General features: G+C 71.1%; 23 protein-coding genes. 13 read left to right on the top strand and 10 right to left on the bottom strand.

From position 1 onward, the window contains the following. Nucleotides 1-998 precede the first annotated feature (998 nt). A complete protein-coding gene (locus tag GPA04_RS09590; RefSeq protein ID WP_162458572.1) occupies nucleotides 999-2,027 on the top strand; it encodes an arabinan endo-1,5-alpha-L-arabinosidase in 1,029 nt (342 codons plus the stop codon). A gap of 24 nt (nucleotides 2,028-2,051) precedes the next feature. Here GPA04_RS09590 and GPA04_RS09585 read toward each other — a convergent pair whose 3' ends face one another. Beyond that, complete coding sequence (locus tag GPA04_RS09585; RefSeq protein WP_156223842.1) at nucleotides 2,052-2,636, bottom strand: TetR/AcrR family transcriptional regulator; 585 nt, start codon at nucleotides 2,634-2,636, stop codon at nucleotides 2,052-2,054. Nucleotides 2,637-2,659: 23 nt separating this feature from the next. On the opposite strand from GPA04_RS09585, the gene GPA04_RS09580 reads away from it, so the two are divergent. After that, nucleotides 2,660-3,508, top strand: a complete 849-nt coding sequence (locus tag GPA04_RS09580) for an alpha/beta fold hydrolase (protein WP_156223841.1) — start codon at nucleotides 2,660-2,662, stop codon at nucleotides 3,506-3,508. 163 nt (nucleotides 3,509-3,671) lie between these two features. Beyond that, a complete protein-coding gene (locus GPA04_RS09575; protein ID WP_156223840.1) occupies nucleotides 3,672-6,020 on the top strand; it encodes a M78 family metallopeptidase domain-containing protein in 2,349 nt (782 codons plus the stop codon). Between the two features lie 39 nt (nucleotides 6,021-6,059). Here GPA04_RS09575 and GPA04_RS09570 read toward each other — a convergent pair whose 3' ends face one another. Next, nucleotides 6,060-6,551 carry a DUF6326 family protein gene (locus tag GPA04_RS09570; RefSeq protein ID WP_156223839.1) on the bottom strand — a complete coding sequence of 164 codons (492 nt, stop codon included), beginning with the start codon at nucleotides 6,549-6,551 and terminating at the stop codon, nucleotides 6,060-6,062. Nucleotides 6,552-6,714: 163 nt separating this feature from the next. Between GPA04_RS09570 and GPA04_RS09565 the strand changes: the two genes are divergently transcribed. Together GPA04_RS09565 and GPA04_RS09560 are read left to right on the top strand one after the other, a co-directional pair. Continuing rightward, nucleotides 6,715-7,851: a sensor histidine kinase gene (locus GPA04_RS09565; RefSeq protein ID WP_156223838.1), complete on the top strand. Its 1,137-nt coding sequence runs from the start codon at nucleotides 6,715-6,717 to the stop codon at nucleotides 7,849-7,851. Further along, nucleotides 7,848-8,504, top strand: a complete 657-nt coding sequence (locus tag GPA04_RS09560) for a response regulator (protein ID WP_156223837.1) — start codon at nucleotides 7,848-7,850, stop codon at nucleotides 8,502-8,504. Before GPA04_RS09565 ends, GPA04_RS09560 begins: the two co-directional genes overlap by 4 nt. Before the next feature lie 106 nt (nucleotides 8,505-8,610). Here the strand turns inward: GPA04_RS09560 and GPA04_RS09555 are convergent, their stop codons facing one another. Then, nucleotides 8,611-9,621: an NAD-dependent epimerase/dehydratase family protein gene (locus GPA04_RS09555; protein WP_156223836.1), complete on the bottom strand. Its 1,011-nt coding sequence runs from the start codon at nucleotides 9,619-9,621 to the stop codon at nucleotides 8,611-8,613. A 125-nt stretch (nucleotides 9,622-9,746) separates the two neighbouring features. Between GPA04_RS09555 and GPA04_RS09550 the strand changes: the two genes are divergently transcribed. Next, a complete protein-coding gene (locus GPA04_RS09550) occupies nucleotides 9,747-10,658 on the top strand; it encodes a phytanoyl-CoA dioxygenase family protein (RefSeq protein ID WP_156223835.1) in 912 nt (303 codons plus the stop codon). A gap of 69 nt (nucleotides 10,659-10,727) precedes the next feature. On the opposite strand, the gene GPA04_RS09545 is transcribed toward GPA04_RS09550, so the two are convergent. Beyond that, the gene (locus tag GPA04_RS09545) at nucleotides 10,728-13,463 is read right to left on the bottom strand and encodes an ATP-binding protein (RefSeq protein WP_156223834.1); all 2,736 of its coding nucleotides are present in this window, start codon (nucleotides 13,461-13,463) and stop codon (nucleotides 10,728-10,730) included. A 174-nt stretch (nucleotides 13,464-13,637) separates the two neighbouring features. Next, complete coding sequence (locus GPA04_RS09540; RefSeq protein WP_156223833.1) at nucleotides 13,638-14,429, bottom strand: helix-turn-helix domain-containing protein; 792 nt, start codon at nucleotides 14,427-14,429, stop codon at nucleotides 13,638-13,640. Nucleotides 14,430-14,477: 48 nt separating this feature from the next. On the opposite strand from GPA04_RS09540, the gene GPA04_RS09535 reads away from it, so the two are divergent. Continuing rightward, nucleotides 14,478-14,900 carry a DUF2000 domain-containing protein gene (locus GPA04_RS09535; protein ID WP_156223832.1) on the top strand — a complete coding sequence of 141 codons (423 nt, stop codon included), beginning with the start codon at nucleotides 14,478-14,480 and terminating at the stop codon, nucleotides 14,898-14,900. Nucleotides 14,901-14,953: 53 nt separating this feature from the next. Next, nucleotides 14,954-16,018 carry a hypothetical protein gene (locus tag GPA04_RS09530; RefSeq protein ID WP_156223831.1) on the top strand — a complete coding sequence of 355 codons (1,065 nt, stop codon included), beginning with the start codon at nucleotides 14,954-14,956 and terminating at the stop codon, nucleotides 16,016-16,018. Nucleotides 16,019-16,098: 80 nt separating this feature from the next. On the opposite strand, the gene GPA04_RS09525 is transcribed toward GPA04_RS09530, so the two are convergent. After that, entirely contained in the window at nucleotides 16,099-16,995 is an 897-nt protein-coding gene (locus GPA04_RS09525) for a helix-turn-helix transcriptional regulator (protein WP_156223830.1), read from the bottom strand. A gap of 198 nt (nucleotides 16,996-17,193) precedes the next feature. On the opposite strand from GPA04_RS09525, the gene GPA04_RS09520 reads away from it, so the two are divergent. After that, nucleotides 17,194-18,063 (top strand): SDR family NAD(P)-dependent oxidoreductase, encoded by an 870-nt coding sequence (locus tag GPA04_RS09520; RefSeq protein ID WP_156223829.1) that lies wholly within the window; start codon nucleotides 17,194-17,196, stop codon nucleotides 18,061-18,063. Here the strand turns inward: GPA04_RS09520 and GPA04_RS09515 are convergent. Continuing rightward, the gene (locus tag GPA04_RS09515; protein WP_156223828.1) at nucleotides 18,053-18,361 is read right to left on the bottom strand and encodes a DinB family protein; all 309 of its coding nucleotides are present in this window, start codon (nucleotides 18,359-18,361) and stop codon (nucleotides 18,053-18,055) included. The two genes, GPA04_RS09520 and GPA04_RS09515, sit on opposite strands and share 11 nt — an antisense overlap. Nucleotides 18,362-18,716: 355 nt before the next feature. Beyond that, complete coding sequence (locus GPA04_RS09510) at nucleotides 18,717-19,880, bottom strand: ice-binding family protein (RefSeq protein WP_156223827.1); 1,164 nt, start codon at nucleotides 19,878-19,880, stop codon at nucleotides 18,717-18,719. Between the two features lie 397 nt (nucleotides 19,881-20,277). Between GPA04_RS09510 and GPA04_RS09505 the strand changes: the two genes are divergently transcribed. Further along, nucleotides 20,278-21,003: a TetR/AcrR family transcriptional regulator C-terminal domain-containing protein gene (locus tag GPA04_RS09505; protein WP_156223826.1), complete on the top strand. Its 726-nt coding sequence runs from the start codon at nucleotides 20,278-20,280 to the stop codon at nucleotides 21,001-21,003. Between the two features lie 56 nt (nucleotides 21,004-21,059). Here the strand turns inward: GPA04_RS09505 and GPA04_RS09500 are convergent, their stop codons facing one another. After that, a complete protein-coding gene (locus GPA04_RS09500; protein WP_156223825.1) occupies nucleotides 21,060-22,277 on the bottom strand; it encodes an acyltransferase family protein in 1,218 nt (405 codons plus the stop codon). A gap of 175 nt (nucleotides 22,278-22,452) precedes the next feature. Between GPA04_RS09500 and GPA04_RS09495 the strand changes: the two genes are divergently transcribed. Then, entirely contained in the window at nucleotides 22,453-23,847 is a 1,395-nt protein-coding gene (locus tag GPA04_RS09495) for a sensor histidine kinase (protein WP_156223824.1), read from the top strand. A 24-nt stretch (nucleotides 23,848-23,871) separates the two neighbouring features. Further along, entirely contained in the window at nucleotides 23,872-24,543 is a 672-nt protein-coding gene (locus GPA04_RS09490) for a response regulator (RefSeq protein WP_206674169.1), read from the top strand. Nucleotides 24,544-24,577: 34 nt separating this feature from the next. Here GPA04_RS09490 and GPA04_RS09485 read toward each other — a convergent pair whose 3' ends face one another. After that, on the bottom strand, nucleotides 24,578-24,982 hold the full coding sequence (locus GPA04_RS09485) for a VOC family protein (protein WP_156223823.1): 405 nt from the start codon (nucleotides 24,980-24,982) through the stop codon (nucleotides 24,578-24,580). 73 nt (nucleotides 24,983-25,055) lie between these two features. On the opposite strand from GPA04_RS09485, the gene GPA04_RS09480 reads away from it, so the two are divergent. Then, nucleotides 25,056-25,640: a TetR/AcrR family transcriptional regulator gene (locus GPA04_RS09480; protein ID WP_156223822.1), complete on the top strand. Its 585-nt coding sequence runs from the start codon at nucleotides 25,056-25,058 to the stop codon at nucleotides 25,638-25,640. The last annotated feature ends 40 nt before the right edge of the window (nucleotides 25,641-25,680 follow it).

The raw sequence follows: 25,680 nt of genomic DNA, 5'->3' as shown, positions 1-25,680 counted from the left end.
AGTGAGGCACTACGACGACCGCCACGTCGGCGTCGACTTGCCCAGCGAGAAGAGGAGTAGACGGAGCTACTGGTGATTCGTGCCGTTCGGGCGGGACCTGCTGGCATCGTCCCGACAAGTTGATGCTGCACGGCACCCGGTGTTGTGCGGGTACCGCCTGCTGACATGCCCCGCGAACCCCCAGGACGGCGGGGATGACGCGCGGCTACTACGACGATGGGTGGTCGGTCAAGCCTCAGGGGCGGGCTCAAGAGGTCCTCGCTCAGAAGAGCTGGCCGGTCCTTCACTCGTCAAATTGTCATGATCACGCGAATCGGCCTTGTGCCAGAGATGTCCCCTAGGCGGCCGTCGTAGATCAGGCCGATCAGCGAAGCTATCCAGGTTCTCGGGGATCGTGGCGTAGCGGACCGGGTCGCCCCGGTCCAGCGCCACCCGCTGCACGTTTCCAGCGGGCTCTCGATCAGGGTGCAACAGGCCCAGGAGCGCTGGCGCGCCTGATGGCCGTCGGCGAGCAGCCGGGTGCGCACCGGCGAGCGACAGCGACACTGAACTTGGTGGCCCATTCCCAAAGCGGGGAGTGCGTGCCTCGCGGACTGCGGGATCGATCATCTCAGGGGGTCTTGTCGGCTGCCACCTAAGCAAGCCAGCGATCGGAGCGTGCCGCGGTAGTGCCGTGGCCCGTCAGACCGAGCCTGTGCAATTCATCGAAAGTTGTCACGGAAGTGACACGACGCTCACACGCTGGGTATTTGCGGTGGTCAGCGTTTTATGGAGGAGATTCCCACCGTCTCCGCTGGAATGGCCGGATGGGTCAAGCACGTAGGGCAACCACCTTGACGCCGTCATCCGAAGTCGGCGTGGCGGCAACAGAGAGTGTCGTCGACACATCCGTCGCTCTTGACACCTCACATGGCCTGATTCAGGCTGGGCGGGCGACGGCAGCGAAGGGGCTGATCGATCCGGACGAGCACCCCGATCTCTGCGAGGAAGGGGTCAGGATGTCGACGACGAAGCTGGACCATCACCGCTGGACGGTGAGCAGGGCGTTCATGCTGGTGGTCTGTCTCCTCGCCGGCATGATGGTCACGAGCGCGGCCGCCACCGCGACAGGGCCACCGCCCTCGGGTTGCCTGGACCTGACGGGCGACACCGGCTCCACCACGCCGGTGGACGACCCGGTGCACGACCCCGCCATCGTCAAGGACCCGTCCGAGCAGACCTACTACGTCGCCTCGACGGGGATCCAGCAGACGCCTGACGATCCTGGCGGCATCTTCCTGCGACGCTCCGTGGGTTCCCTCGAGGGACCGTGGGAGTCGTTGGGCGCGTTGCCGGTGCCGGAGTGGACTCTCGCGTATGGGCACAACCACCTGTGGGCGCCGGACGTCGTCCGCGTCGGCGACACGTTCTGGCTGTACTACGGGGTCTCCCAGCTCGGGACGCAGAACTCGGCGATCGGTGTGATGTCGACGACGACACCTGGCGATCTCGACAGCTGGCAGGACCACGGGCCGGTGTTCATGTCGCAGCCCGGCGATCCCTACAACGCGATCGACCCGTACGTGTTCAAGGATCGGGGCACCTGGTACCTCGCCTTCGGGTCGTGGTGGGAGGGCATCCACCTCTTCGAGCTGGAGGACATGACGTCGGTGTCCGGTGAGCCGGTGCAGCTGGCGGAGGTGACCGGAGCGCCGTCGCTGGAGGCGCCCACCATCATCTACCGGCAGGGCTACTACTACCTGTTCACCTCACGCGGCTTCATCGTCAGCGACAGCTACCACGTCCAGGTCGGTCGCTCCCGCGATCTCACCGGGCCGTACGTCGACCGCGACGGCGTGCCGCTGCTCGAGGGTGGCGGAACCGTCGTGCTCGCGCCCGAAGGTGGGGCCGGCGGCCAGGACATCCTCGAGGACCGCGGCCGCTACTACATGGTCAACCACTACTACGAGTGGGATCCGCTGCAGATCCGCATGCAGATCTGCGAGCTGCAGTGGGACGACCGTTGGCCGGGTGTCCCCGAAAACTGATCACGCTCGTGCCACTCTCTGGCGTCATCGGAGCAGCGGCGTGAGCAGCTCGGTGGTCGCACGCTCGGTGGCCGCAGGCGTGAGGTCGCCGTCGACGCGCAGGATGCGCCAGGTGGTCGCATCGCAGACGGCGACGATCTGAGCAAGGCGTCGCCCGCGCGTCGCGTCGTCCAGCCCGACGGCGAGATGTTCGGCGAACGCGCGTCGGCACCAGTCGACGTGGTAGGCGCGTCCTCGAGCCGCCAGCTCCGGCAGCCCGGCCACGAGGGGTGCTTCGGAGTAGGTCTTGAGGATCAGCAGGCCGTAGATCTCGTAGTGGTCGACCAGCGCGCGGATGGTCTGCTCCGGGCTTGCGCCGATGGCGGCCTCACGCCGCGTGGCGATGCGTCCCAGCTCCCGCTCGACCGTGGCCGTCATCAGCATCGGCTTGCCCCCGAACCTGCGGATGACGGTCTGGGCCGTCACCCCGGCGTCCGCGGCGACGTCCTCCAGCCTCACGCGCTCGTACGGCGTGGTTCGCAGACGCTCGAGCATCGCATCGACGATGCGCTCGGCCGTCAGCTCCGCGGCTTCCGCCCGGGCGGACATCCGGTACTTGCGCGCTTTCATGTTAATCACGCTAACATGAAAGTATGGACACCTTCACTGAACGTGCCGAGCGGGTCGAGACCCGACTCGGCTCCCTCGCCGTCCGCCTCGTCGGCACCGGTGAGCCGACCGTGCTGTGGTCATCGATGTTCGTCGACAGCCACACGTGGGACCGCGTGCTGCCGCTGCTGGTGGCCGGCGCCCCAGGCCGTCGATTCGTGCTCGTCGACCCGCCCGGGCTCGGCCTGAGCGCCCCGCTGACACGGCGCAGCAGCATCGCGGCGGCTGCGGACGCCGCCCGCGACGCCCTCGAGGCCTTCGGCATCACCACCCCCGTCGACTGGGTCGGCAACGCCTTCGGCGGTCACGTGGGCTACGAGCTCGCGACCGATCCGTCGGTGGTACGGAGCTTCGTGGCGATCAGCGCGCCGACCGAGCCGGTGCCACCAGCCCTCCGCCGCCAGATAGCCCTGCTGCACCCGCTGCTGCGTCTGGCGGGTCCCGTGGGTCCTGTGCGCGACGCCGTCGTGTCGGCGATGCTGACCGATGCCTCGGCGGCCGACCCCGCCATCCGCGACGTCGTCATCTCCAGCCTCGGTCGGCCGACACGTCAGAGCATGAGCCACGCCCTGCGTTCGTTCATCATCGACCGCAGCGATGTCACCGATCGTCTGCCGGAGATCCGCGTGCCCAGCCTGTTCATCGCCTCGGACGACCGGGGTGACTGGAGCCCGGAAGACGCTCAGCGAGCAGCTGCGCTGGCACCGCACGCCGAGTCGCTCACGATCACGGCCGCGCGCACGCTGATCCCTCTCGAACAACCCGCCGCGGTGGCTGACGCGCTGCTGACGTTCTGGGACAAGAACGCCGCCCCGGGGCCGCGCGGCGAGTAGGTGTCGTGCCGCGCCGGCCGCGCGCCGGTCGCCAGGCGCGGGCGCGTGGGGTCGGCCAGGCTGATCCGCGGCCTGGATACAGTACGCGCATCGACGGTGATGAGCGCCGGCGGTCGGGTCGCGGTCCACGCTGACGGCCCGGTTCGGGGGGAAGGTCGTGGGGATGAAACGCAACGGAGCGGTCGCTACCAGGGCGAGGTCGGGCGATGGCCGACCTCGCGGGCCGTTTCCGTCCTGGCGACGGCGTGCGAGCGCGCTGCTCTCGGCGCTCGGCCTCAGCGGCCTCTGCTTCCTCGCCGTGATGCCGGCCGCGTCCGCGAGCCCCGACGACGGCCTCTCGGAGACCACGCTCGCTCGGTACGACGTCGACGGCGACGGACCCGTCGAGGTCACGGTGACCACCACCCTGGTCAACAACAAGCCCGACAGCGGCAACTACTACTACTTCTGGGACTCCTACGGCGTCCCCGTGCCCGAGGGCGCCGAGGACGTCGTCGCCACCAGCCGAGGGGCCACGCTGCCGGTCTCGCTCGAGCGAGGTGAGGACCCGTCGGTCTCGCTCGCCGTCGCGAGCTTCAGCGCTCTCATGTACGGCCAGGAGCGGGAGATCGTCTGGACGTACACGATCCCGGGCGATCCGATCCGTTCGGAGAGCTACACCCGTGTGGGACCCGGTTACGCGACGTTCACCGCCGTCGGCTCCGGGGACACCGGCCAGGTCACGATCGAGATCGTCACACCGACCACGATGACGTTCGACTCCACCTGGGACGGCTTCACCTCGTCCGACGACGGCGACCTCCGCACCCACCGCTCGACGGAGAGTCAGGACGAGTACGGAACGTTCGCCTACGTCTCGGTCCGCGACCCCGAGCAGGCGGACACGAGCGACGTGACCGTGGGCGAGACCACCCTGACCCTCAGCAGCTTCCCGGGCGATGCCGAGTGGAGCGAGTTCGTCACCGAGCAGGTGACGGCGGGTCTGCCCCTGCTCGAGGAGACCATCGGTATCTCCTGGCCGGGGGGCGTCGACACGATACGTGAGGACGTCTCCCCGGAGGTCCTCGGCTACGCATGGTTCGACCCCGGCCGGGGCCAGATCGTGGTCCCGGAGGACCTCGACGCGGCCCTGCTCATGCACGAGCTCAGTCACGCATGGCTGAACAGCATCGCCTTCGAGGGCCGGTGGCTGTACGAGGGTCTGAGCGAGTTCGTCGGGCAACGCGTCGCGGCGCAGACCGCTGGAGACCAGTCGCCCGACGGCGCCCCGGATCGCGACGATCCCGACGCCGTCGCCCTGACCGCGTGGGACGAGGTCGAGCTCACCGATGGCGTGGACGACGCCGAGCTCTACGCCTACGCCGCGTCCTACACGGCGATGGTCGCGCTCCTGGGCGAGCTCGATGACGAGGCCGTGACCGACGTGATCTCGGCAGCCTACGAGGGCGAGAGCGCCTACGCCGGGCCCGATGGTGACGACGTCGAGCCCGGACGCACGGACTGGCAGCGGTTCCTGGACCTGGTCGAGGGTGCCGGTGTGACGGTCGCCGACGACGTCTACCGCACCTGGGTGCTCGATCCCGACCAGCAGGAGCTGCTCGACGCGCGGTCGCCGGCACGCGAGACGTACGCGGCGATCGATGAGGCCGACGGCGGCTGGCTTCCGCCGCTGGGCCTGCGAACGGCGATGACCGACTGGACCTTCGAGGACGCCACGACGATCAGCGCCGCGCTGGGACTCGAGGGCACGACGCCGGCCGCCGACGCGCTCGCGAGCACCGCCGGCGCCGTGCAGACGGCAGCGGAGCAGGCCGGGCTGCCCGAGCCGGCCAGTGTGCGCCAGAGCTACGAGGAGGCCGACTCCGCCGACGACTACGCCGCGCTGGAGCTGCTCCTGCCGCAGGCGGTCGGGGTGGTGGGCGACGTGGGCCAGGCGTCGGAGGCTGCGGCGGAGGACGGCAACCCGTTGGGCGAGCTCGGACAGCTCCTGCTGTCAGTCGACGACTCGGCGGCCGACTCGCGGGAGTTGCTCGCCGACGGTGATCTCGACGCGGCGGATGCAGCCTCCGAGACCACCATCGACCGGGCCGCCATCGCTCCCTGGCTGGGCGGTGGTGTCGTCGTCGTGCTTCTGGCCGCCGTCGCCGGGGCGGCGCTGCTGATCATCCGTGCTCGACGGCGGTCCGTCCCCGCCGTAGCCGGCGGTGCCTGGGCCGCCCCGCCGGTGGGGTGGGGTACGAGTGGCGAGGCCTGGCCCGCTCAGGCTCCAGGCACCGCGGGTCTTGGCCTGCCCACGACGTCGGGTGCGGGTCCGATGATCCAGCACCCAGGCGGCGGAACGTTCCCGGTCGGGGCGCCACCCGCTGCCGCGTGGCCGCCGGGATGGCCCACGCCGCCGGGAGCCGCGACCGTACCTCTCACGACGCCCGACGGCGTGGCTGACCCGCAGGGAGGCCACGTGGTGCCGTCCGCCTGGACGGGCAGACCGGACGGGTCGGAGACCGCGTCCTGAGCACGCGCCTGGCGACGCGGACTCGTCGTCCGTCAGGACTCAGCTCACAGGGGCGGCTGGGCGCACGGCTCCACGGCCCGGGCTGGTCGCCGCAGTCGCCGACGGCGCGGTGCTGGGCCAGGTCCAGGCGTACCGCAGGATGACGGCGAGAAGGATCAGCTCCAGCACGATGCCGAGGCCGTAGAAGAACAGCCAGGACTCGCCCACCAGGTTGAAGACCGTGACGGGGACGAAGAGCGACGCCACGACGAGGTTCGCGAGGCGATTCATCCGGGCTGGCAACGTCATCGACAGCACGACCATGAAGCTCGGAACCGCCATGAGGGCCAGCGCCGAGGTCGAGAACGTCTGGGAGAGGTCGAACTCGAAGACCCTGCCGTCGAGGATCTCCTGGACGACCCCCGGCGTGAAGAAGTTGAGGATGTCCACGTAGGCGTAGAGGAACATGAGGCTGGTCCACGCTGCGGCGAGCTTGGCTCTCACCGGTATCGGCTGCTCGTCGAGCATGGTGGTGGGCTGACGGGTTCTCATGAGGGCCTCCGTTGTCGTGGTGTGCGGATCGGTCGGTTCACGATGGCCGAGCGAGACGGCGGGCACACCCGCCCGGAGGCCAGAGCTCTCCCGCCGATGGCATGAGCTCGGTCTCGTTCTTTCGGCCGGTACGCCGAGGCCGTCCGATGCCTAGGCTGCAGCCGTGGCCACCGGCGCGCGTTCCCTCTGGCAGGAGCCGCGAGCGGCTGACGCCCCGCCCGTCGGTCGTCTCGACTGGCTGATGGTGGGCGCGTTCGGGGCAGCCGTCGCGGTCGAGGCCATCGTCCGCCCGGACCTGACGTGGCGACCTCTCGTCGTCGGGCTGGCCCTGATCCTGATACCCGCCCTGCTGTGGCGGCGTCGTCAGCCACTGACGGCCGCTCTGCTCGGGTTCGGCGTGGCCGGGCTGCTCTCGGTCCTTCAGCTGACTGCGCACACCGATGACCTGGGCCTCAGCTCCACGATCGCCGTCGCGATCCTGCTCTACTCCCTGGTGCGGTGGGGCTCGGGACGCGACATCGTGCTGGGGACGGCGTTCGTGACCGCTGTCGTCGCGCTGGGGATGGTCGTCTCCGCCACCGGGTGGGGCGACGTCGTCGGCGGGAGTGCCTTCCTGCTGATGTTCATCGCCCTGGCGGCGGTGTTCCGCTACCGCGCGGACCTCGGGCGTCGCCAGCATCTCGAGATCCGCAACCAGGAGCGGTTGGCACTGGCTCGGGAGCTGCACGACATCGTGGCCCATCACGTCTCAGCCATCGCGGTGCAGGCGCAGGCCGGTGGCGCGGTGGCCGGCACGCAGCCCGAGAAGGCGGCCGAGGTCCTGGCTGCGATCGAGTCCGAGGCGTCGCGAACCCTTGCGGAGATGAGGTCGATGGTGCGGGTGCTGCGCGAGGCGGACGTCGACTACGCACCGCAGCTGGGCGTCGCGGACCTGCCCGCTCTGGCGCGCTCCGACGCGACGCCGACCGTCGAGGTGTCGCTGGCCGGTTCGTTGGCCCGGCTGCCGCGACACCTGGACGCCGCGGTGTACCGGCTCGCGCAGGAAGCCCTGACCAACGCCGTCCGGCACGCCCGGGGCGCGACACACATCGGCATCGAGGTGCGCCGGGAGGGCGACGCCGTCAGGCTGCGCGTCGCCGACGACGGACGGGGCGAGCCGGGGTGGGGCCCGAAGCCTGGGTTCGGCCTGCTCGGGATGGCCGAACGCGCCCAGCTCCTGGGTGGATCGCTCTCGGCGGGGCCGGGGGCCGAGGGCGGCTGGCTGCTCGAGGTCGTGCTGCCGGTGAAGGCATCAGCATGAGCATTCGTGTGGTCGTGGCAGACGACCAGGACCTGGTCCGGACCGGGTTGGCGATGATCCTCGGCGCACAACCTGACCTCGAGGTCGTGGGGGAGGCCGCAGACGGATCAGCAGCCCTCGAGCTGGCGACCCGGCTGCGTCCCGATGTCCTCCTCGTGGACATCCGGATGCCCGGGATCGACGGCATCGAGGTGACGAGGCGCTTGGCCGGACCAGACGTGGCGGACCCGATGGCCGTCGTCGTGATCACGACGTTCGACCTCGATGAGTACGTCCTCGGCGCGCTGCGCGCCGGTGCCCGCGGCTTCCTGCTCAAGGACGCCGGGCCGCAGCTTCTCGTGCAGGCCATCCACGCGGCGGCCAACGGTGACGCACTGATCGCCCCCAACGTCACCCGCAGGCTGTTGGCGACCTTCGCCGAGCAGGCGCCGGTGGTGCCGATCCAGCCCATCGAGCCGCTCACGCAGCGCGAGGAGCAGGTGCTCGCGCTGGTGGCGCGCGGCCGGACCAACGCCGAGATCGGCGCCGAGCTCTTCGTCGGCCTGAGCACGGTCAAGTCGCACGTCGCGTCGTTGATGACCAAGCTCGGCGCCCGCAACCGCGTCGAGATCGCGATGTGGGCATTCGACACCAGGCGCGTGCGAGCCGATTAAGTCCCGATGTCCCGGGAGGATGTCGGCCTGGACGCGGAGAGTGATCGGGCCACCTAGATGGCAGCACCGTCGATCGGTCACGCCAGCGACGTAGCCGCCCCCGTCGCTATGACCCGAAGCGGGTGACGAGCCGGTCCAGCGCGGCGTCGACGTCGGGGTCGACCACGCGGCGGCGCTCGTCGGCGTCGTACCAGTCGAGGACCTCGGCGGCGCCCTGCCAGTACCGGGTGGTGGCGGTGAACTCGGGCACCAGCGCCTTGACCTTGCTGTTGTCGAAGACCACCGAGTGCACCTTGTCGCCGACGAGCCCGTCGAGCTCGTTCGGCAGCTCGGACCCGATGGCCCGGCCCGTGATCGGCACGAGCTGAGGCTCGTCCGCGCCCGCGGCTCGGGCCAGGATTCGGGTGATCTGGGCCCAGGTGAGCACCTCGTCGGAGGTGATGTGGAAGGTGTCGCCGACGGCGCGGCGGTCGCCGAGGAGGCCGACGAACGCGATGGCGAAGTCGCGCGTGTAGGTCAGCGTCCATAGCGAGGTGCCGTCGCCGATCACCGGCACCGGCACTCCGCGGCGCATGCGGTCGATCGCCGTCCAGCCTCCGGGGATCGGGATGCTGCGCTCGTCGTAGGTGTGGCTGGGGCGCACGATCGTGGCCGGGAAGTCGCGCTCGCGCCAGGCCCGCACCAGCACCTCCTCGCTGGCGATCTTGTTCCGCGAGTACTGCCAGAACGGGTTCTTCAGCGGTGTCGACTCGGTGATCGGCAGCTGCTCGACCGGCTTGGCGTACGCCGACGCCGAGGAGATGTAGACGTACTGGCCGACCACGCCGTCGAAGATCTCGACGTCGGCCGCCGCCTGCTCGGGCGAGAACGAGCGGAAGTTCACCACGACGTCCCACTCCTGCCCGGCGACGGCGGACCGGATCGAGTCCGGGTCACCGGCATCGCCGACCAGCGACCGGGCGCCCTCGATCGGTGGCCGGGCGTCCGGTGCGTCCGACGACGCCGAGACCCCCCGGTTGAGAAGGGTGAGGTCGTGCCCCCGCTCGATCGCCAGGCGGCTCGACGCCGCGCTGATCGTGCCATTGCCACCGATGAACAGGACCCGCAACGCTGCCATGGCGGCCACCCTAGCCAACGCGATATCAACCGTCGGAACGGTTCAGCATGCAGGCCGACGACCGACTCTCTAGGCTCATGGCTGCTGACAGTGCTGCAGCATCCCTCGAGGACGGAGACCCACCGATGACGTCGCCTCCGGATCTGGCGGACCTCGACCTGGAGCGGGTCGAGAACGAGCTGTACACCCAGGGCATCAGCGGCATGCCGGGGGCATTCCCCACCGAACTGATCGAGCGCCTGCACGCTGAGTGCATGCGGCTGTACGAGGAGGCCAGCACGTACCAGGGCGGCCGCGTCCGGCGCGGCCCGCAGCGGTGGTACTACGCCGTCCACCCCGAGGCGCTGTCGATGGTGGTGGACGTGCTGTCGCACCCGTGGCTGGTGCAGACGTGCGAGCGGGTCCTGGGACCGGACTACCGGATCCGCGAGGTGGCCTTCGACGTCTCCTTCCCAGGGTCGAAGCACCAGCCCTGGCACCGGGACTTCCGCCGTCCGGTCGGCATGACCACCGGGCCGGACGGGAAGCCGCGGATCACCGCCGTCGCGTTCAACCTGCCGACCGTCGACGTCGAGCCCGAGCTCGGGCCGCTCGAGGTGGTGCACGGCACGCAGTGGGACGAGATCCCCACCGACGACGGCATGTTCCCGGCCAAGGGGGCGGGCCAGCAGCAGTACGAGGACGACCCGCGCCGGGCTCTGAAGCGCCCGCGCCGCGGGGACATGTCGGCCCGCACACCCCTCATGCTGCACCGCGGGACGCCGAACATCTCCGCCGATCAGGAACGACCCGTCATGGTGATCACGGTCTACGCGGCCGACGCCGAGGAGGTGCTCGCGGGGCACACCGTGCTGACGGTGACGCAGGACTTCTACGACAGCCTGCCGCCGGTGGTCCGTGACCACCTCGACTGCGAGGTCGTCGCCGCCCTCGAACCCATCGTCAACACGCACGACATCGAGGGCCTCAACATGGGCGGGGACGACGACGAGGTCGAGGGCCCCGCGGTCGCCGGCCGGGTCGACCCCGCGGTCTGAGGTACCTCACGCACGGCCGGCGCCGGGGACGACTCAGAGGTGCGACCCGGAGCGCAGCAGGCCGGCCGGTCAGGGAAGGTGGAGCTCCCGCAGCTCGCGGCGGGAGGTGATGCCGAGCTTGCGGTAGATGTTGCGCAGGTGTGCCTCGATGGTGCGGGGGCTGAGGAACAGCTGGGCGCCGACCTCGCGGGAGGTCGCCCCGGTGGCGACGAGCCGTGCGACGTGCAGCTCCTGGGTGGTGAGGTCGTCGCTCGGCTGGGCGGTCCGCGCTCGTGGGTGCTCACCCGTGGCGCGGAGCTCACCGGCGGCGCGCTCGGCGAACGCCTCGGCGCCCATGTCGCTGAGGAGCCGGTGAGCGGTGCGGAGCTCCTCGCGGGCGTCTCGACGGCGGCCCTCGCGGCGCAGCCACTCGCCGTAGACCAGGTGCGTGCGGGCGAGATGGCCGGCCATCCGGGAGCTCCCGAGCCGCTCGATGGCCTCGCGGTAACCCTCCTCGGCAGCGGCTCCCGTGCTGGTCAGCGCGCGAGCGCCTGCCGCGAGCCCGAGCGCCCACTGGGTGCCGCTGGCGTGGGCACGCGCGCTGAGCTCCTCGAGCGCGGCAGCGGCGCGCTCGTGCTCACCGGCACGGACGCCGGCCTCGATGAGCTCGGGCAGACCTGCGCTGCTGAGCGACAGCTCATGGGACTGGCACGCCCGCGCGGCAGCCTCGAGCGCGGCCGAGTAGTTCCCCAGCCCGTTGTGAAGGACTGCCATCGCGTACTGGGCCAAGGAGGCCTCGGTGCCCTCGTCGGGGTGAGCGACGTCGCGTGCGGTGAGGGCGGTGAGTGCCGTGGTCTCGGCCCGGTCGCCACGCCAGGCGCTCAGGATGACGTGAGCGTGCCGCAGCTGCACGCCACCGATGGCTCCGGTGATCGCCGTCGCCTCGGCGGCGAGCTCGGCGGCGCGGGCGAGCTCGCCCTCGAGCACCGATGTGATCGACAGGAAGCTCAACGCGGCGGGCAGTGCCGCCAGCGCACCGGCCGCGCGAGCCAGCCGGACATTGCGGCTGGCCAGGGTGTCGAGCAGCTCGTCGTCGAGGATCGCCACCGCGTTGCGGGCGGCCAGCCACAACCAGCGATCGTTCTGGGGGTCCAGCTCGGAGCCTCTGCGACCACGACGGCTGTCGCGAAACGCCTCCAGGGCGCGTCGCAGCTCGGAGGCGCCCGCCGCGCATCCGCTCGTCAAGGTCGTCGTGAGGCCGTCGAGCAGCAGGTCCACCGGGCGTACCGGTACCCCAGGTGGGGGAGCGTCCAGTGCTGCGTGGGCGATTCGCACCGCTTCGCCGCCGCCGTTGATGACGGCCGCGTCCAGCGCGTCCAGGTACGTCTCGCGTGCCAGCGCCGGGTCCAGCGGCGAGAGTGTCCTCGCCGCGTCCAGCAGCATCCCCGGCACGCCGGCGCCGCGCGTCAGGTGGAACGCGATCTGGGCGCGCAGCAGCTCGAGCCGGGCGCACTGCAGCACATCGAGCGGACCGGACGCAGCGACGGCCGCCAGCTCCCGGGCGGCCTCGGAGGCACCGGCGTCGTGCTTGGCGTGCGCCGCCTCGAGCGCCCGCACCGCACGGGTGGCTGGATCGGGCGTCAGCTCGACGGCGTGCTGCAGGAACGCGGCAGCGGCGGCCACACCGCCGCGCGCCCGCGCCCTGCCGGCGGAGCGGACCAGCTCCGCGGCGGCCTCCTCGTCGGTGCCCAGCACCGCCTGCGCGCGGTGCCAGGCACGCCGATCGGGATCAGTCTGCGGATCGGTCGCCTCGGCGAGCGCCCGGTGGGCGTGACGGCGGTCCGGCGGCGTCGCTGCCTGGTACACCGCCGAGCGCACCAGCGGGTGCCGGAACCGCACCCGCGAGTCGAGCTCCAGCAACCCGGCCACCTCTGCGGGTGCTGCCGCTTCGCGACCGATGCCGAGGTGGTCGGTCGCGCGCCACAGCAGCGCGACGTCGCCCGTCGGCTCGGACGCGGCGACCAGCAGCAGCAGCTGCGTCTCGCGGGGCAGGTTGACCGACCGGCGCCGGAAGCTCTCCTCCACGCGACGCGGCACGCTCAGCGCACCGGGCAGCTCGAACCCGCCGGCCACCTCCGCCGGCCGCATGTTGCGGGGCAGCTCGAGCAGCGCCAACGGATTGCCGGCCGCCTCCGCAAGGATGCGTTCGCGAACCCGCTCGTCGAGCGGTGTCTGCACCGCGGCGCCGAGCAGCGCCCGCGCGTCGGGCTCGTCGAGGCGCTCCAGACGCAGCTCCGGCAACCCGGCGAACAGGAGGCGCTCGCCCTCCTCGGAGTCCCGCATCGCGAACACGAGCGCCAACCGTTCGGCCCCCACCCGCCGGGCCACGAAGGTCAGGACCTGCGCCGAGGCCTCGTCCAACCACTGCGCGTCGTCGACGAGACACAACAAGGGCTCCGTCTCGGCGACCTCCGCCAGCAGGTTGAGGATCGCCAGCCCGACCAGGAACCGGTCGGGTACAGCCCCGCCGTGGAGCCCGAACGCCACCCCCAGAGCCGCCTGCTGCGGCTCGGGCAGGGCGCCCATACGCTCCAGCAGAGCCCCGCACAGCTGGTGCAGACCCGCGAACGCGAACTGCGTCTCCGACTCGGCCCCCACCGAGGACTCCACGCGGAAGGCGGAGTCTGCAGCGATGTGCCGGGCGTGCTCGAGAAGCGCGGTCTTGCCGATACCGGCCTCGCCGCGCACGATCAGCGCTCCGCTGCGCCCGGACCGTGCCAGGGACAGGAACGTCTCGACCGCTTCACGCTCTCGGCGCCGGCCCACGAGATCCGCCAGGGTTCCGCTCCCGTCCGAGCCTCATGAGTCAGTAGCCGTCACCGTAGTAGTCCCTGAAGCGCAGCGCGACACTTCTGGGCACCAGCGCCGTCACGTCTCGTGGCCGAGGCGCGTCAGCGGGTCTCGGTCGTGGTGGCGATCATCAACGCAAGGCGGCGAAGGTCAGGGGCAGCCCTCACGCGCGAACCGGGCGGGAGTCGCACCGAGCACCTTGCGGAAGTGTCTCGTCAGGTGCGGCTGGTCGTGGAAACCGGCCATGCTCGCCGCTGCCGCCGGCGGGGTGCCGTCGAGCAGCAGCTTGCGCGCGAGATCGACACGTCGAGTGGTGAGGTAGCGGTGGGGTGGCAGCCCGAACGCTGTCGTGAAGGTCCGTGAGAGGTGGCTGGGGTGCGCACCGAGCAGCCTGCCGGCCTCGGCGAGCGTGACGCCCTCGACGAGCCGTGATTCCAGCAGGTCGCGCAGCCGCCGCGCGAGCGCGCCGTCCCTCACCACCCGTTGATCCGCACCGGAGCCCACCGTGAACCGGTCGGCGACCGCGACGAGCATCTCCTCGGCCGCCAGCTCCGCGCCGGGGAGCTCCAGCGCTCGGTGCAGGCGGCGTGTCTCACGCAGCAGGTCGGGGCGACCAGGTCGGTCCACCACGGCTCCCGCCAGGGTCTCCGAGATCCACGACGCGTCGAGGTAGACGACACGCTTGCGGAAGCCGCCGCTGCGTGGCGCGGCGCGGCCGTCGTGCGCCACACCCGGCGGCAGCAGGGTCGCTCGCGTCGGGTCGGCGATCCGCGCATGACGCCCGAGCTGGTAGCTGACCGCGCCCTCGTCGACGAGCATGAGGGCCCACTCCGCGTGCGCGTGAGCGGGATAGGCGTGGTCGGTCATGCGAGCGTGCAGCACCTCGCGCACGCCCGGCACGGCAGGGTGCCAGGCCCGCATCCACGTGCCACCACCACCCATGCGAGGAACGTACAAGACGTGTGTGCGCGGTGACCCGATCATCGGGTCATGGCCGATGAACCCGTGCGCTTCCCCACCCGTGTCGCCCTGGTGCTGCTGAGCGACCTCGAGCCGTGGCAGACCGCCAACGTCGCTGCCTTCCTGGCGAGCGGGGTCGCGGCGGAGCCCGAGCTGCGAGGAATGCCGTACGTCGATGCGGACGGCGTCGAGTACCTGCCCATGCTGGGCCAACCGGTCTGGGTGTTCGAGGGCGACGCAGCGACGCTGCAGGACGTCCGCGCCAAGGCCGTGAGCCGCGCGCTGCGGGTCGCCGTCTATGACCGCGGGATGTTCACGACAGGTCACGACGCGGCGAACCGCGACGTGGTCGCAGCCTCAGCAGGAGCCGATCTCGACCTCGTCGGCGTGGCGGTGCACGGACCGAAGAACAGCGTCGACCGCGTCGTCAAGGGCGTGCGGCGCCACCGATGACCTCCTATCGGTAGCCTGATCGCCCGCCGTGAGGACCTGAAGAAGAGGCGATCGTGTCCCGTACCCTGACCGTCGGTCTGATCGCCGACCCGGGGCTGCCGGAACGGGTCGCCAGCCGCCTCACGAAGGACCTGGGCCAGAGCCTCGCTGTCCAGACGGGCGGCACGGTCGACTGGCGGATCGAGGCCAGTGGCGAGACGTTGCCGCTCACCGAGGCCGGCGAGATCCCACTGATCGAGCACGCGCCGCGGCTCCTGGAGCACCACCGCTGGGACGCCGTCGTCTATCTCACCGACCTGCCTCGCCGCGACGGCTTCAACCCGATCGTGGCCGAGCTCGGCTCGAAGGATCGCTTCGCCCTCATCTGCCTGCCGGCGCTCGGCGCCTGGCGTGTGGCCGCCCGCACCCGCGCGCTCCTCGTCCCGCTGCTCTCCTCGCTGGTCAGCCGCGGCGACGGGGCGGCCGAAGCAGCCCAGGCGCTCCGCGGCACGATCACGCGGCGCACGACCCCTGATGGCGTCCAGACCCTGGTCAGGTCCGGCCGGCTGAGCCGTGCGCTCCTGCTGGCAGGCATGGTGCGCAACAACCGGCCCGCCGGCCTCCTGCCCGCCTTGTCCACGACCGCCGCGGCAGGCATCGGCACGGGTGCCTTCGGGATCTTCTACGCCAGCATCTGGGCGATGGCCGACACCTTGCCGCCGGCTCGACTGGCGCTGATCAGCGTGGTCGTGATCGCAGCCCTCTCGTTCTGGCTGATCTTCTACAACCGCCTGTGGACGACGCGTCGGGCGATCAACGACCGGCAGGGACGGTGGCTGGACAACGCCGCCACTGTCCTCACGGTCGGAATCAGCGTGGCCTCGATGTATCTCATGCTCTACCTGGTGCTGCTCGTCGCCGCGCTCACGGTCATCACGTCGGAATACCTCGAGAGCCAGCTCCGACACCCGGTGACGATCCTCGACTACCTGCGACTCAGCTGGCTTGCTGCGTCGCTCGGCACCATGGGCGGCGCCATCGGTTCGAACTTCGACTCCGACCGGGCCGTGCGCGAGGCCACCTACAGCCGCCGTGAGTACGAACGACGCCAGCGCGCCGAAGACGGGGACGCCTCCTGAGGCCGGAGCGGAGGCGTTCTCGGGATGTGCCTCATCGCGCCGGGTGCACAGAGGGGTCACCGTTGCTCCCGGTGGCGCCGTCAGGCTCCCGGTTGTGACCGCCGCTTCTGGTCGGCGCCTGCGGCGGTCGGGTGCGACCAGCTCGCGAGCAGCTCGATCGCCTCGCGCGAGGGGCTGCCGGGTGGCGTGCTGTAGAGGTAGAGGGTCTGGTCCGGCTCGCCCGGAAGCGTGAAGCTCTCGAAGTCCACGGTCAGCGCCCCCACCACGGGGTGGTTGAGCCGCTTGGAGCCGAAGGTGCGCTGGTGGACCTGGTGCTCGGACCACCACTGGCGGAACTCCGGGCTGGCGAGGGAGAGCTCGCCCACGAGCTTCTGGGTGGCGTCGTCGTCCGGGGTCCGGCCGGCGTCGAGGCGCAGCGCCTCCACGGCGCTGCGCGCCTGCTGGTCCCAGTCCACGAACAGCGCCCGCGCCTGCGGCGACAGCAGCATCCACCGGGCGTAGTAGCGCTCGCGGGCCGGCATCGCGTCGAAGTCGGTGAACAGCGCCCGCGCCATCCGGTTGGCGGCGAGCACGTCGGTGCGCGGCCCCAGCAGCAGGGCCGGCTGGGTGTCGAAGGTCTCGAGGAGCTGACGCAGACCGTGGCGCACCCGTGCGACCGGCGGCCGCTGCCGCTCGCGGCCCCGGCCGCCGGCGCCACCCACCAGGTCGTGGAGGTGTGTGCGGCCGGCCTCGTCGAGGTCGAGGGCGCGCGCGATCGCGTCCAGCACCTGCGCCGAGGGAACGATGCGCCGACCCTGCTCGAGCCGGGTGTAGTAGTCGGTGGAGACGCCGGCGAGCATCGCCACCTCCTCGCGGCGCAGCCCGGCGACGCGGCGGGGGCGGGTGTCGGGCGGCAGCCCGGTGCCGCGTGGGTCGCGGGCGGCCCTGGCGCGGCGCAGGAAGTCGGCCAGCTCCCGGTGACCACCGGTGCCCGTCATGCCAGGCCGGCCGGGCCGTCGTCGTCCATGCGTCACAGGATCGCAGAGCACCCACGCGGCGCGCGTGGGTCTGTGAGTCCTAGGTCCGCGCGACCTGGGATCGGCGGTACCTGAGGCGGCCTTCTGCAGGCCGCGGTGCGCCACCACGCTGGAGTGACCGGCCCGAACCAGCGAGCCGACCATCCAAGGAGACCGATCATGACCCACCCCACCGACCGCCCCGCCACATGGTTCATCACAGGCACCTCCCGAGGCCTCGGCCTCGAGCTGGTCCGCCAGGTGCTGCAGCGCGGCGACAACGTGGCCGCGACCACCCGCTCGGTCGAGCGTCTGACCGCCGCGCTGACCGGCAGCGACACCTCCCGCCTGCTCCCGTTCGAGGTCGACCTGGCCGACGAGCGCCAGGTGAGCGCCGCCGTCGAGGAGGTGACGAACCGCTTCGGTGCGCTCGACGTCGTCGTCAACAACGCCGGCTACGGCTTCCTGGCCGCCGTCGAGGAGGTGACCGACGCGGAGGCGCGAACGATGTTCGACGTCCAGGTCTTCGGCGTGTGGAACGTGCTGCGCGCCGTGCTCCCGGGCCTTCGCGCGGCCGGCAGCGGGCACATCATCAACATCTCTTCCATCCTCGGCCTGACCGCGTTCCCGGGGTGGGGTCTGTACAGCGCCGGCAAGTTTGCGCTCGAGGGCCTCACGGAGTCGCTCGCGGCCGAGGTGGCCGACATGGGCATCGACGTCACGCTGATCGAGCCGGGCTACATGCGCACCGACTTCCTCAAGCCGCAGTCCCTCGGGGTGGCCAGCGCCACCGTGGCGGCCTACCCCTCGGTGCGCGAGATGACGGCCGCCCACCAGGCGATGCCCGGCACGCAGCTGGGCGACCCGGTCAGGGCCGCGACGGCGATCATCACCGTGGCGACGACGGGTACCGCGGTCCTGCACCAGGTGCTCGGCTCGGACTCGCTCTCGCTGGCGGAGGGGCGGCTGGCGAGCCTGCGGGCCGATCTCGACGCCGGCCGCGAGCTCGCGGTCACCACGGACATCGTGGCGGACGAGCTCAGCGCCTGAGGTAGAGGTCCCGGAGCAGCGCGATCTCCGCCCCGTGGTGCGTCTGCTCGTCGATGAGGATCCGCATGACCTCTCCGGCTGTGCGTGTGCCGCCGAGATGGGAGGGGCGCTCGGCACTCAGGTCGGCGTCCTCGGCCCCGGCCAGCCAGTCCGACACCGGCTCGCGGCTCGCCTGCCAGTCGCGCAGCAGCTCCTCGGCGGTGCCATGCACCACGAGCTGGTCGAAGACCAGTCGACCCGGGCCGAAGGCGTGGTCCATGTAGACCCAGTTGCTCCGGTGATGTGCACCAGGCGCCACCCGATGCTCGTCACGGGATGCGGCTGCGGCGGGTCGAAGTCGTACGGGTAGGACCAGCCGCCCGGGTGGCTGGGATCGGGGTGAAGGTTCCAGGCACCGGGCACCGGCTCCCAGAGCAGCTCGCGGTCACTCAGGTCGTGGCACCGGTGCGCGAGGCGGTCACCCGAGACGTGCCACTGCCGTGCCAGGAGGCCGACGGCGTCGCGAGCCATGGCGGGACGCTAGCACCGGGTACTCGGTCGGACCGGTCGGTTCAGCACGCCGCTCGGCCGCGATCTCCGGCCGGCGGCAGCACGACGCCGCCCGTGTCGACGCGAGGTCGACACGGGCGGCGTGGTGGGTCGTGCCGTCGGTGCTAGTGCCGACGTCGGCTACGCGGCAGCCCGACCATGACCAGCATGATCCCGGCGAGCAGGGTGACGATGGCGGCGGTCAGCAGGTGCGGGGTGCTGCTGGAGGCTCCTGTCTCAGGGAGCCGGTCGTCACCGCCGGTCAGATCGCCGTCACTACCCAGTCCGGGGTTCCCGCCGTTGCCCGGCGTGCCCGGGTTCGAGCCGCCCGTGTCGCTGGACGTGCCGGAGGGCACGGGGACCGGCGCGGCGTCGGTGGACGTCGCCGTCGCGGACGGCGTGTCCGTGGGAGCCACGGTGGGCGTCTCACTGGGCGGCTCGCTGGGCTCGGTGGTGGCGTCCGTGGGCGGCTCGGTCGGCTCGGTGGTGGCGTCCGTGGGCTCCGTGGTGGGCTCCGTCGGCGTCCTGTCGCACGTGCTGCTCGTGAAGACGTTCGTGTCGAGCGTGACGCTGCCGTTGCGGGCGAGCGCTCGGCCGTCGACGGTGGTGCCGGTGGTCACGGTGATCGAGGTGAGCGCCATGATGGTGCCGACGAAGGTGCTGCCGGTGCCGAGCGTCGCCGAGCTGCCGATCTGCCAGAAGACGTTGCAGGCCTGCGCACCGTTCAGCAGCAGGACGGAACTGCTCGAGGCGGTGGTGAGCTCCGATCCGATCTGGAAGATGAACACCGCGTTCGGGTCGCCCTCGGCGTCGAGCGTGAGCGGGCCGGTCAGCCCGATGCTGGACGAGGCGTTGTAGACGCCTGCGAGAAGCGTGCTGTTGCCGAGGTCACCCGAGACACTGGCGTCGGGGGCCTGACCGGCGGCGTCGTCGTAGGCGATCGTCAGGTCGGCCTGCGCCTGCAGCGCGTGTGCGTCCGCGGCGTGCGTGTCCCCGTCGATCACAGCGGTGTCGAAGCCGTCGATCGCGGTGCCCGGGCTGACTCCGACGTCACCGTCGATCACCGTGGGCCCCGTGTTGGTGACGGACTGGCCACCCAGCGCGGAGTAGCTGTCGGCGACGCCGAGCGGCACGACCGTCCCGATCGCGTACGCGGGCTGCGGCGTCAGCCACAGCGAGGCCAGCAGCCCGATCGCGCCGATGACGGCGACGGCGGTGCCGCCGCGGACCAGTCGGGGCGACGTCGAGCGTGCTGATGGTGGGCGTACGGAGCCTTCGTGGATTCCCATCGTGGCTCAGTCCTTGTCGCGACGGTTGCCGACCGGGACGAACCCGGTGACCTTCGCGCGTCGGTCGTGAGTCGGGGGTGCGTTCGTGTGCGCAGCGGTCATGGGGTTCCGTTCGGAGAATGAGGACTCGGGGCGAGTCGGGGTGCGGACGCGTGGAGGCGACGAAGGCGGCGACAGGTGAGTCGCGGCAGGCAGCGTCGTTCGTGGGCTTTCTTGACCGTCTCGAGCACGGGTCGGATCTTCGGCAGCGACGCCGTCGCGATGCGGCTCGAGTGGAGCTGAGCGGGCGAGATCGGCCATCGAGGCCGGCTGGTCGCGATTGTCTACACTATAGGTCTACACCGTAGACTTACACAAGTGGCACCATGACACTGTCTCGGATCTCGTTAGGAGGACCATGTCCCGGTCGACAAACCCGGTGGGCGCGGAGGCGGCGCAGCAGCACCCCCGGGCAACCCGCCGCGAGCCCCTGAGCCGGGAACGCGTGCTCAGCGCAGCCCTCGCCCTCGTGGATGCCGAGGGCGTCGAGGCGCTGACGATGCGCAGGCTCGCACGAGACCTGGGGTGCAACGCGATGGCGCTGTACCGCTACGCGGCCAGCAGGGACGAGCTCCTTGACGGTGTGGTCGAGACCGTGCTGGCAGAGCTGGTGATCGCCCCCGACGGGTCGGGCTGGGAGGACCGGTTGCGGAGCATCGCGCACGAGTTCCGCCGCCTTGCGCTGGCGCACCCCCGGGTGGTCCCGCTCGTGGTCACCCGTCCGCTGGCCACGCCGCTCGGCCTGCGGCCGCTCGGCACCGTGCGTCCCCTGGAGATGCTGCTGGCCATGCTGGTCGACGCCGGTTTCGCACCCACCGATGCGCTGCGCGTCTACCGGGCCTACTTCGGGTTCCTCTACGGTCACGTGCTCACCGAGCTGCAGGAGCTGGTCGCAAGTCCCGAGGAGAGCGACGACCTGCTGCGCCTCGGACTGCATCGACTGCCGCCCCAGGAGTTTCCGTACGTCCGGAGCCTGGCGACCGAGCTCGCCCACTACGACGGCGCCGCCGAGCTCGATCAAGGGCTCGACATCCTGCTGACGGGGCTGTCCGGCCACCGACGTCCACGGACGACCGTCGGCTGACGTCGCGTGGCTCGGCTCAGCGCGAGCAGCTCAGATCGAGGCGATGCCGCACGCCGTCACGATCGACTGACCGCGTGGTCGTCGACCTCGCGGGAACGTCGCATGCGCTGCCACGCCCGCGGGTGGCGGTACCCGTTGAGCCACCTGCCGATCCAGGTGCTGCGGACGAACAGGTCGTAGCTGCCCAGCAGCAGCGCGCCGGTCACCACCCAGGTGATCACGAGCTTGACGATGATCGGGAGCCCGGTGTCGGCCAGGGCGAGGCCGACGGCCAGCAGGATGGGGAGGTGGAGCAGGTAGCTCCAGTACGACGCGTCGGCCAGGTACCGCACGACCGGGCGCTCGCGGTACAGGAACCGCACGCTGAGGCCGATGAGGGCGAACGTCCAGGTCCAGCCGCCGAGCGCCGTCGTCGTGGCGAGCACGAGCAGCGGTGCGGCCGCGTCGGTCAACATCCGGAGCGCCACGGTCAGCACCACCGCGAGCGCGAGCTGGACCGGCCAGTAACGGGCGATCCAGTGCAGCGAGCCGGCGCGTGCCTGGAGGAACCAGCCGACCAGGAACGCGCCCAGGTATGCGGTCAGTGCGGTGACCGACGGCACGATCGTGGCGTGCTCGCGGATGCCGGCGACCGTGCTGCCTTGCGCGAGCAGGCACGCGGCATACGGCGGCACCGCCACCAGGACGCCCCACGGCGAGGAGAGGGCCTGCCCGATCCGCTCCGCGGCGCGACCGACGGCTGCGTCACCGAGCACGCGCAGCAGCACGGCGCGCGCCAGGACCGTGATCAGCACCGCCTCGATCAACACCCACAGGAACCAGAGGTGAGCCGGGGTGAAGAGCAGCAGCGGGTCGGCCTCGGCGCTCTCGGCGGCAGGCGGCAGCTCCTGCCCGCGCATCGCCATGCCGACACCGACGATCGCGAACGTCGACGCGACCGCTACCGGCCAGAAGGCCACCGCCGGCAGCCCGATGCGCAGCAGCCGGTCCTTCAGGTAGCGCGCGGTGCCCCGCCGTTGCAGCACCATGCGGCCGAAGTATCCGGCGAGCGCCATGAACAGCACCATGCGGAACAGGTGGATCCAGTCCACGACGGCGCCGGCTACCGGAGTGGTCCGGCGGTCGTTGAAGAGCCACACGGCCTCGGACAGGAACGGCATCAGCGAGTGCAGCACGATGCCCAGCCCGAGGGCGCCGGCACGGAGCGCGTCGAGTCCGTGGATGCGCTGAGTAGCTGTGACCGCGGTGTCAGGAGCGGTGGTGGCTGAGGTCATTCTTCGACGCTAGGTCGGGCTCCGAGCCGCCGCGTCGTGCGGACAGCCGATGTCGCCTCCATCGTTCGATGGATATGGCGCGATGCGCTGACGGGTCTGGGTCCGGGCGCCGCAGTCGCTGACGCATCTCTCCCGGGGTCAGAACATGACTGCACGCAGGTGAGAAGGTTGGTCCGTGGGGAGAGGCCGAAGCCGTGCGACCGTGGTGGCGCCGCCGCCGCGGCAGCTGACGGCCGGCATCGTCGGACGCCTGGAGCGGCTGCTGCACCGGATCGGGGTGCGGCTGCTGTCCCAGAGCTGGCTGCCCGTGCTGGTCTGGCTGCTGATGCTCGTCGCGCTCGTGGTCAACGCCTCGACCATGCCGTCGCTGTACGACGCGATCGTGCCGATCGCGCTCGTGGTGGCCGTGCTGCAGTCGGCTGCGCTGGTCTGGGCGCTGACGCGCCCGCGCTTCGCCGTCGGGGTGGCCACGGTCGCGGTCGCCGCGACCACGCTGCTGACCGCCGTCGGGCGCGGCGAGCTGCCGTGGCCGATCCCGGTGATCACGCTCGTGACCGTCGCCCTGATGGTGTTCCTCCTCGCGGTGCGCGAGAAGTGGTCGGTGCCGGTCGCCGGTGCCGTGCTGCCGGTGGCAGCCGCCGCCGTGGCCGGGATGCCCTGGCACGACGGCGGCTGGGGTCCGTTCGCGACCAACCTGATCACCGCGATCTCCATCCTGGCGCTCGTGGTCACCTTCGGGATCCTCATCCACCAGTGGCTGCAGAGCCGGGCGGAGCTCCTCGAGCAGCAGGAGATCGCCGTCACCGCGCAGGAACGCCGGCTGCTGATGGAGGAACGCAACCGCATCGCACGAGAGCTCCACGACGTGGTTGCGCACGGGCTGTCGGTGATCTCGATCCAGGCCTCGACGCTGCGGTACAGGATCGAGGGCGTGCCACCGGAGGCGCTGGTGGAGCTCGACGACATCACCGAGTCGGCCCGTCGCGCGCTCGTGGAGATGCGCGGCCTGCTCGCCGTGCTTCGGAAGGAGGACGGCCAGCACGAGCTGGCCCCGCAGCCCACCATGAGCTTCCTGCCCAACCTGGTGGCGAGCACGCGCCGGGGCATCAACCCCGTGCGGCTGCACGTGACCGGGCGGCTCGATGACCCCCAGGTCTCGGAGGCGACCTCCCTGAGCGTCTACCGCATCGTGCAGGAGGCGCTCAGCAACGCCCTGCGGCACGCCCCGGGCAGCGAGATCGACGTCAGCATCACGGTCGCGGACGAGCACGTCGTGCTCGCCGTCGAGAACTCGCCGTCGATCGCACCCGCGCGTGGATCGGACAGCAAGGGCTTCGGTCTGCGTGGCATGCGCGAGCGCGCCAGCTTCGTCCGGGGATCGTTGAGCGCAGAGCCCCTACCCGGAGGCGGCTTCCTGGTCCACGCGGTGCTGCCCTGCCGCCAGGTGGACGACCAGACGACCGACTCGGCCGAGCCAGCGCACCCACCAGAGCTGCCGCCGGCGTCGGACCGCCGCGCCGAGCGTTCGGTGCCACGGCCAAGAGGTGAGAGAGTCCCTGACCAGGAGTAGGCAGATCATCAGAACGGACATGACATGGAAGCCGGCCTGATCAACGTCGCCATCGTCGACGATCAAGCGATGGTGCGCGCCGGGTTCGGCGCGCTGCTCAACGCCCAGGAGGGCATCGCGGTGGTCGGAGACGCCTCCGACGGCGCCGAGGCCGTCGAGCTCGTCACCAGGACCCGGCCGGACGTGGTCCTCATGGACATCCGGATGCCCGACGTCGACGGCATCGAGGCGACCCGACGGATCGTCGCGCTCGAGGACGTCGACCCGCGGATCATCATCCTCACCACCTTCGACCTCGACTCCTACGTGTTCGAGGCGCTCCGGGCCGGTGCGAGCGGGTTCCTCCTCAAGGACGCGCCCGCCGCCGACCTGATCCACGCGATCCGCGTGGTCGCCGGCGGGGACGCCCTGCTCAGCCCGTCGATCACGCGCTCGGTCATCGCCGAGTTCGTCACCCAGCCGGAGCGCTCGCAGCGCGACACGCGCCGGTTCGACGAGCTGACCGAGCGCGAGCTGGACGTGACCAGGCTCGTGGCCCGCGGGCTGTCCAACGCCGAGATCGCCCGGGAGCTGGTGCTCGCCGACCAGACGGTGAAGACCCACGTCAGCCGGGTCCTGATGAAGCTGGGGCTGCGGGACCGCACCCAGATCGTCGTCGCCGCCTACGAGAGCGGGCTCATCACCGTCGGGTCGTGATCGACGGCGGAGCGCCGCGACCGCCCCGATCCCCTCACGTCGCGTAGGCGTCCGCGTACTCGGCGCTGGGCGGGATCGGCTGGATCACGTCGAGCAGGACTCCGTCCGGTGCGACCACGATGAAGTGCCGCTGCCCGAAGTCCTCGTCGCGAAGGGTGAACACCGGCTCCAGCCCCACCTCAGCGGTGAGTCGCTCGTGCACCGCGTCGACGTCGTCGACCTCGAGGTTGACGAGCACCCCGCTCGGCAACGCGCGGAACCCCTCGGGGATGGTCGGATGGTCATGGGCGAGGATCGCCAGCTCGAACGTCCCCAGGCGCAGGCTGACGTACCAGCTGGAGTCGTAGGTGACCTCGAAGCCGAGGGCGTCACGGTAGAACGCCGCGGCTCCCGCGACATCACGTGACATGAGCACCGGGTAGAAGGCGGTGACGGACATCGATCGCTCCTTTACGTACACTGTGCATGTAAGTGCGCTCAGGATACATACTCTGTGTACGTAAGGGAACCTCATGCCACGTGCCTCCGCCGCCGTCGCCGCGCAGACGGCCCAGCGGGTCCTCGACTCCGCGACGCGGCTGTTCGCCTCCCGTGGCTACGCCGCGGTCTCGCTCGACGACGTCGCCCAGAGCGCCGGCGTCACGCGCGGTGCGGTGTACCACCACTACGCGAACAAGGCCGGGCTGTTCGGCGCCGTCGCAGCCAGCCTCCAGGCCAACGTCGCCGACGCCGTCGCCGTGGCGGCCGAGGTGGCCGGGGCGCAGCCGGCCGAGCAGCTCCGCGCGGGCTCGCACGCCTTCCTCGACGCCATCACCGCCGCGCCCGCCGTCCAGATCCTGCTCATCGACGCACCCGCCGTGGTCGGCTGGCAGGAGTGGCGCCGGCTCGACGCGCAGAACTCTGCGGCGCTGCTGCGCGAGGTCCTGCGTGAGGTCGGCGTCGCCGACGCGCTGCTGGACGCCACGACGGCCCTGCTCTCCGGAGCGATGAACGAGGCCGCGCTGTGGGTCGCGCAGAGCGACGAGACCGAGACGGACACGGCGAGGGACCAGGCGCACGCGGCGCTCGACCGCCTGCTGGCCTCGTTCTTGCCCTGAGCGCGGGCGCGAGCGCCGGGCCGGGCGCCCCGGGGCATCA

Origin of the sequence: Pseudactinotalea suaedae, assembly GCF_009733815.1 — a bacterium.
GTDB classification, from domain to species: Bacteria; Actinomycetota; Actinomycetes; order Actinomycetales; family Beutenbergiaceae; genus Pseudactinotalea; species Pseudactinotalea suaedae.
This window is presented reverse-complemented; position numbering and strand designations above follow the sequence as displayed.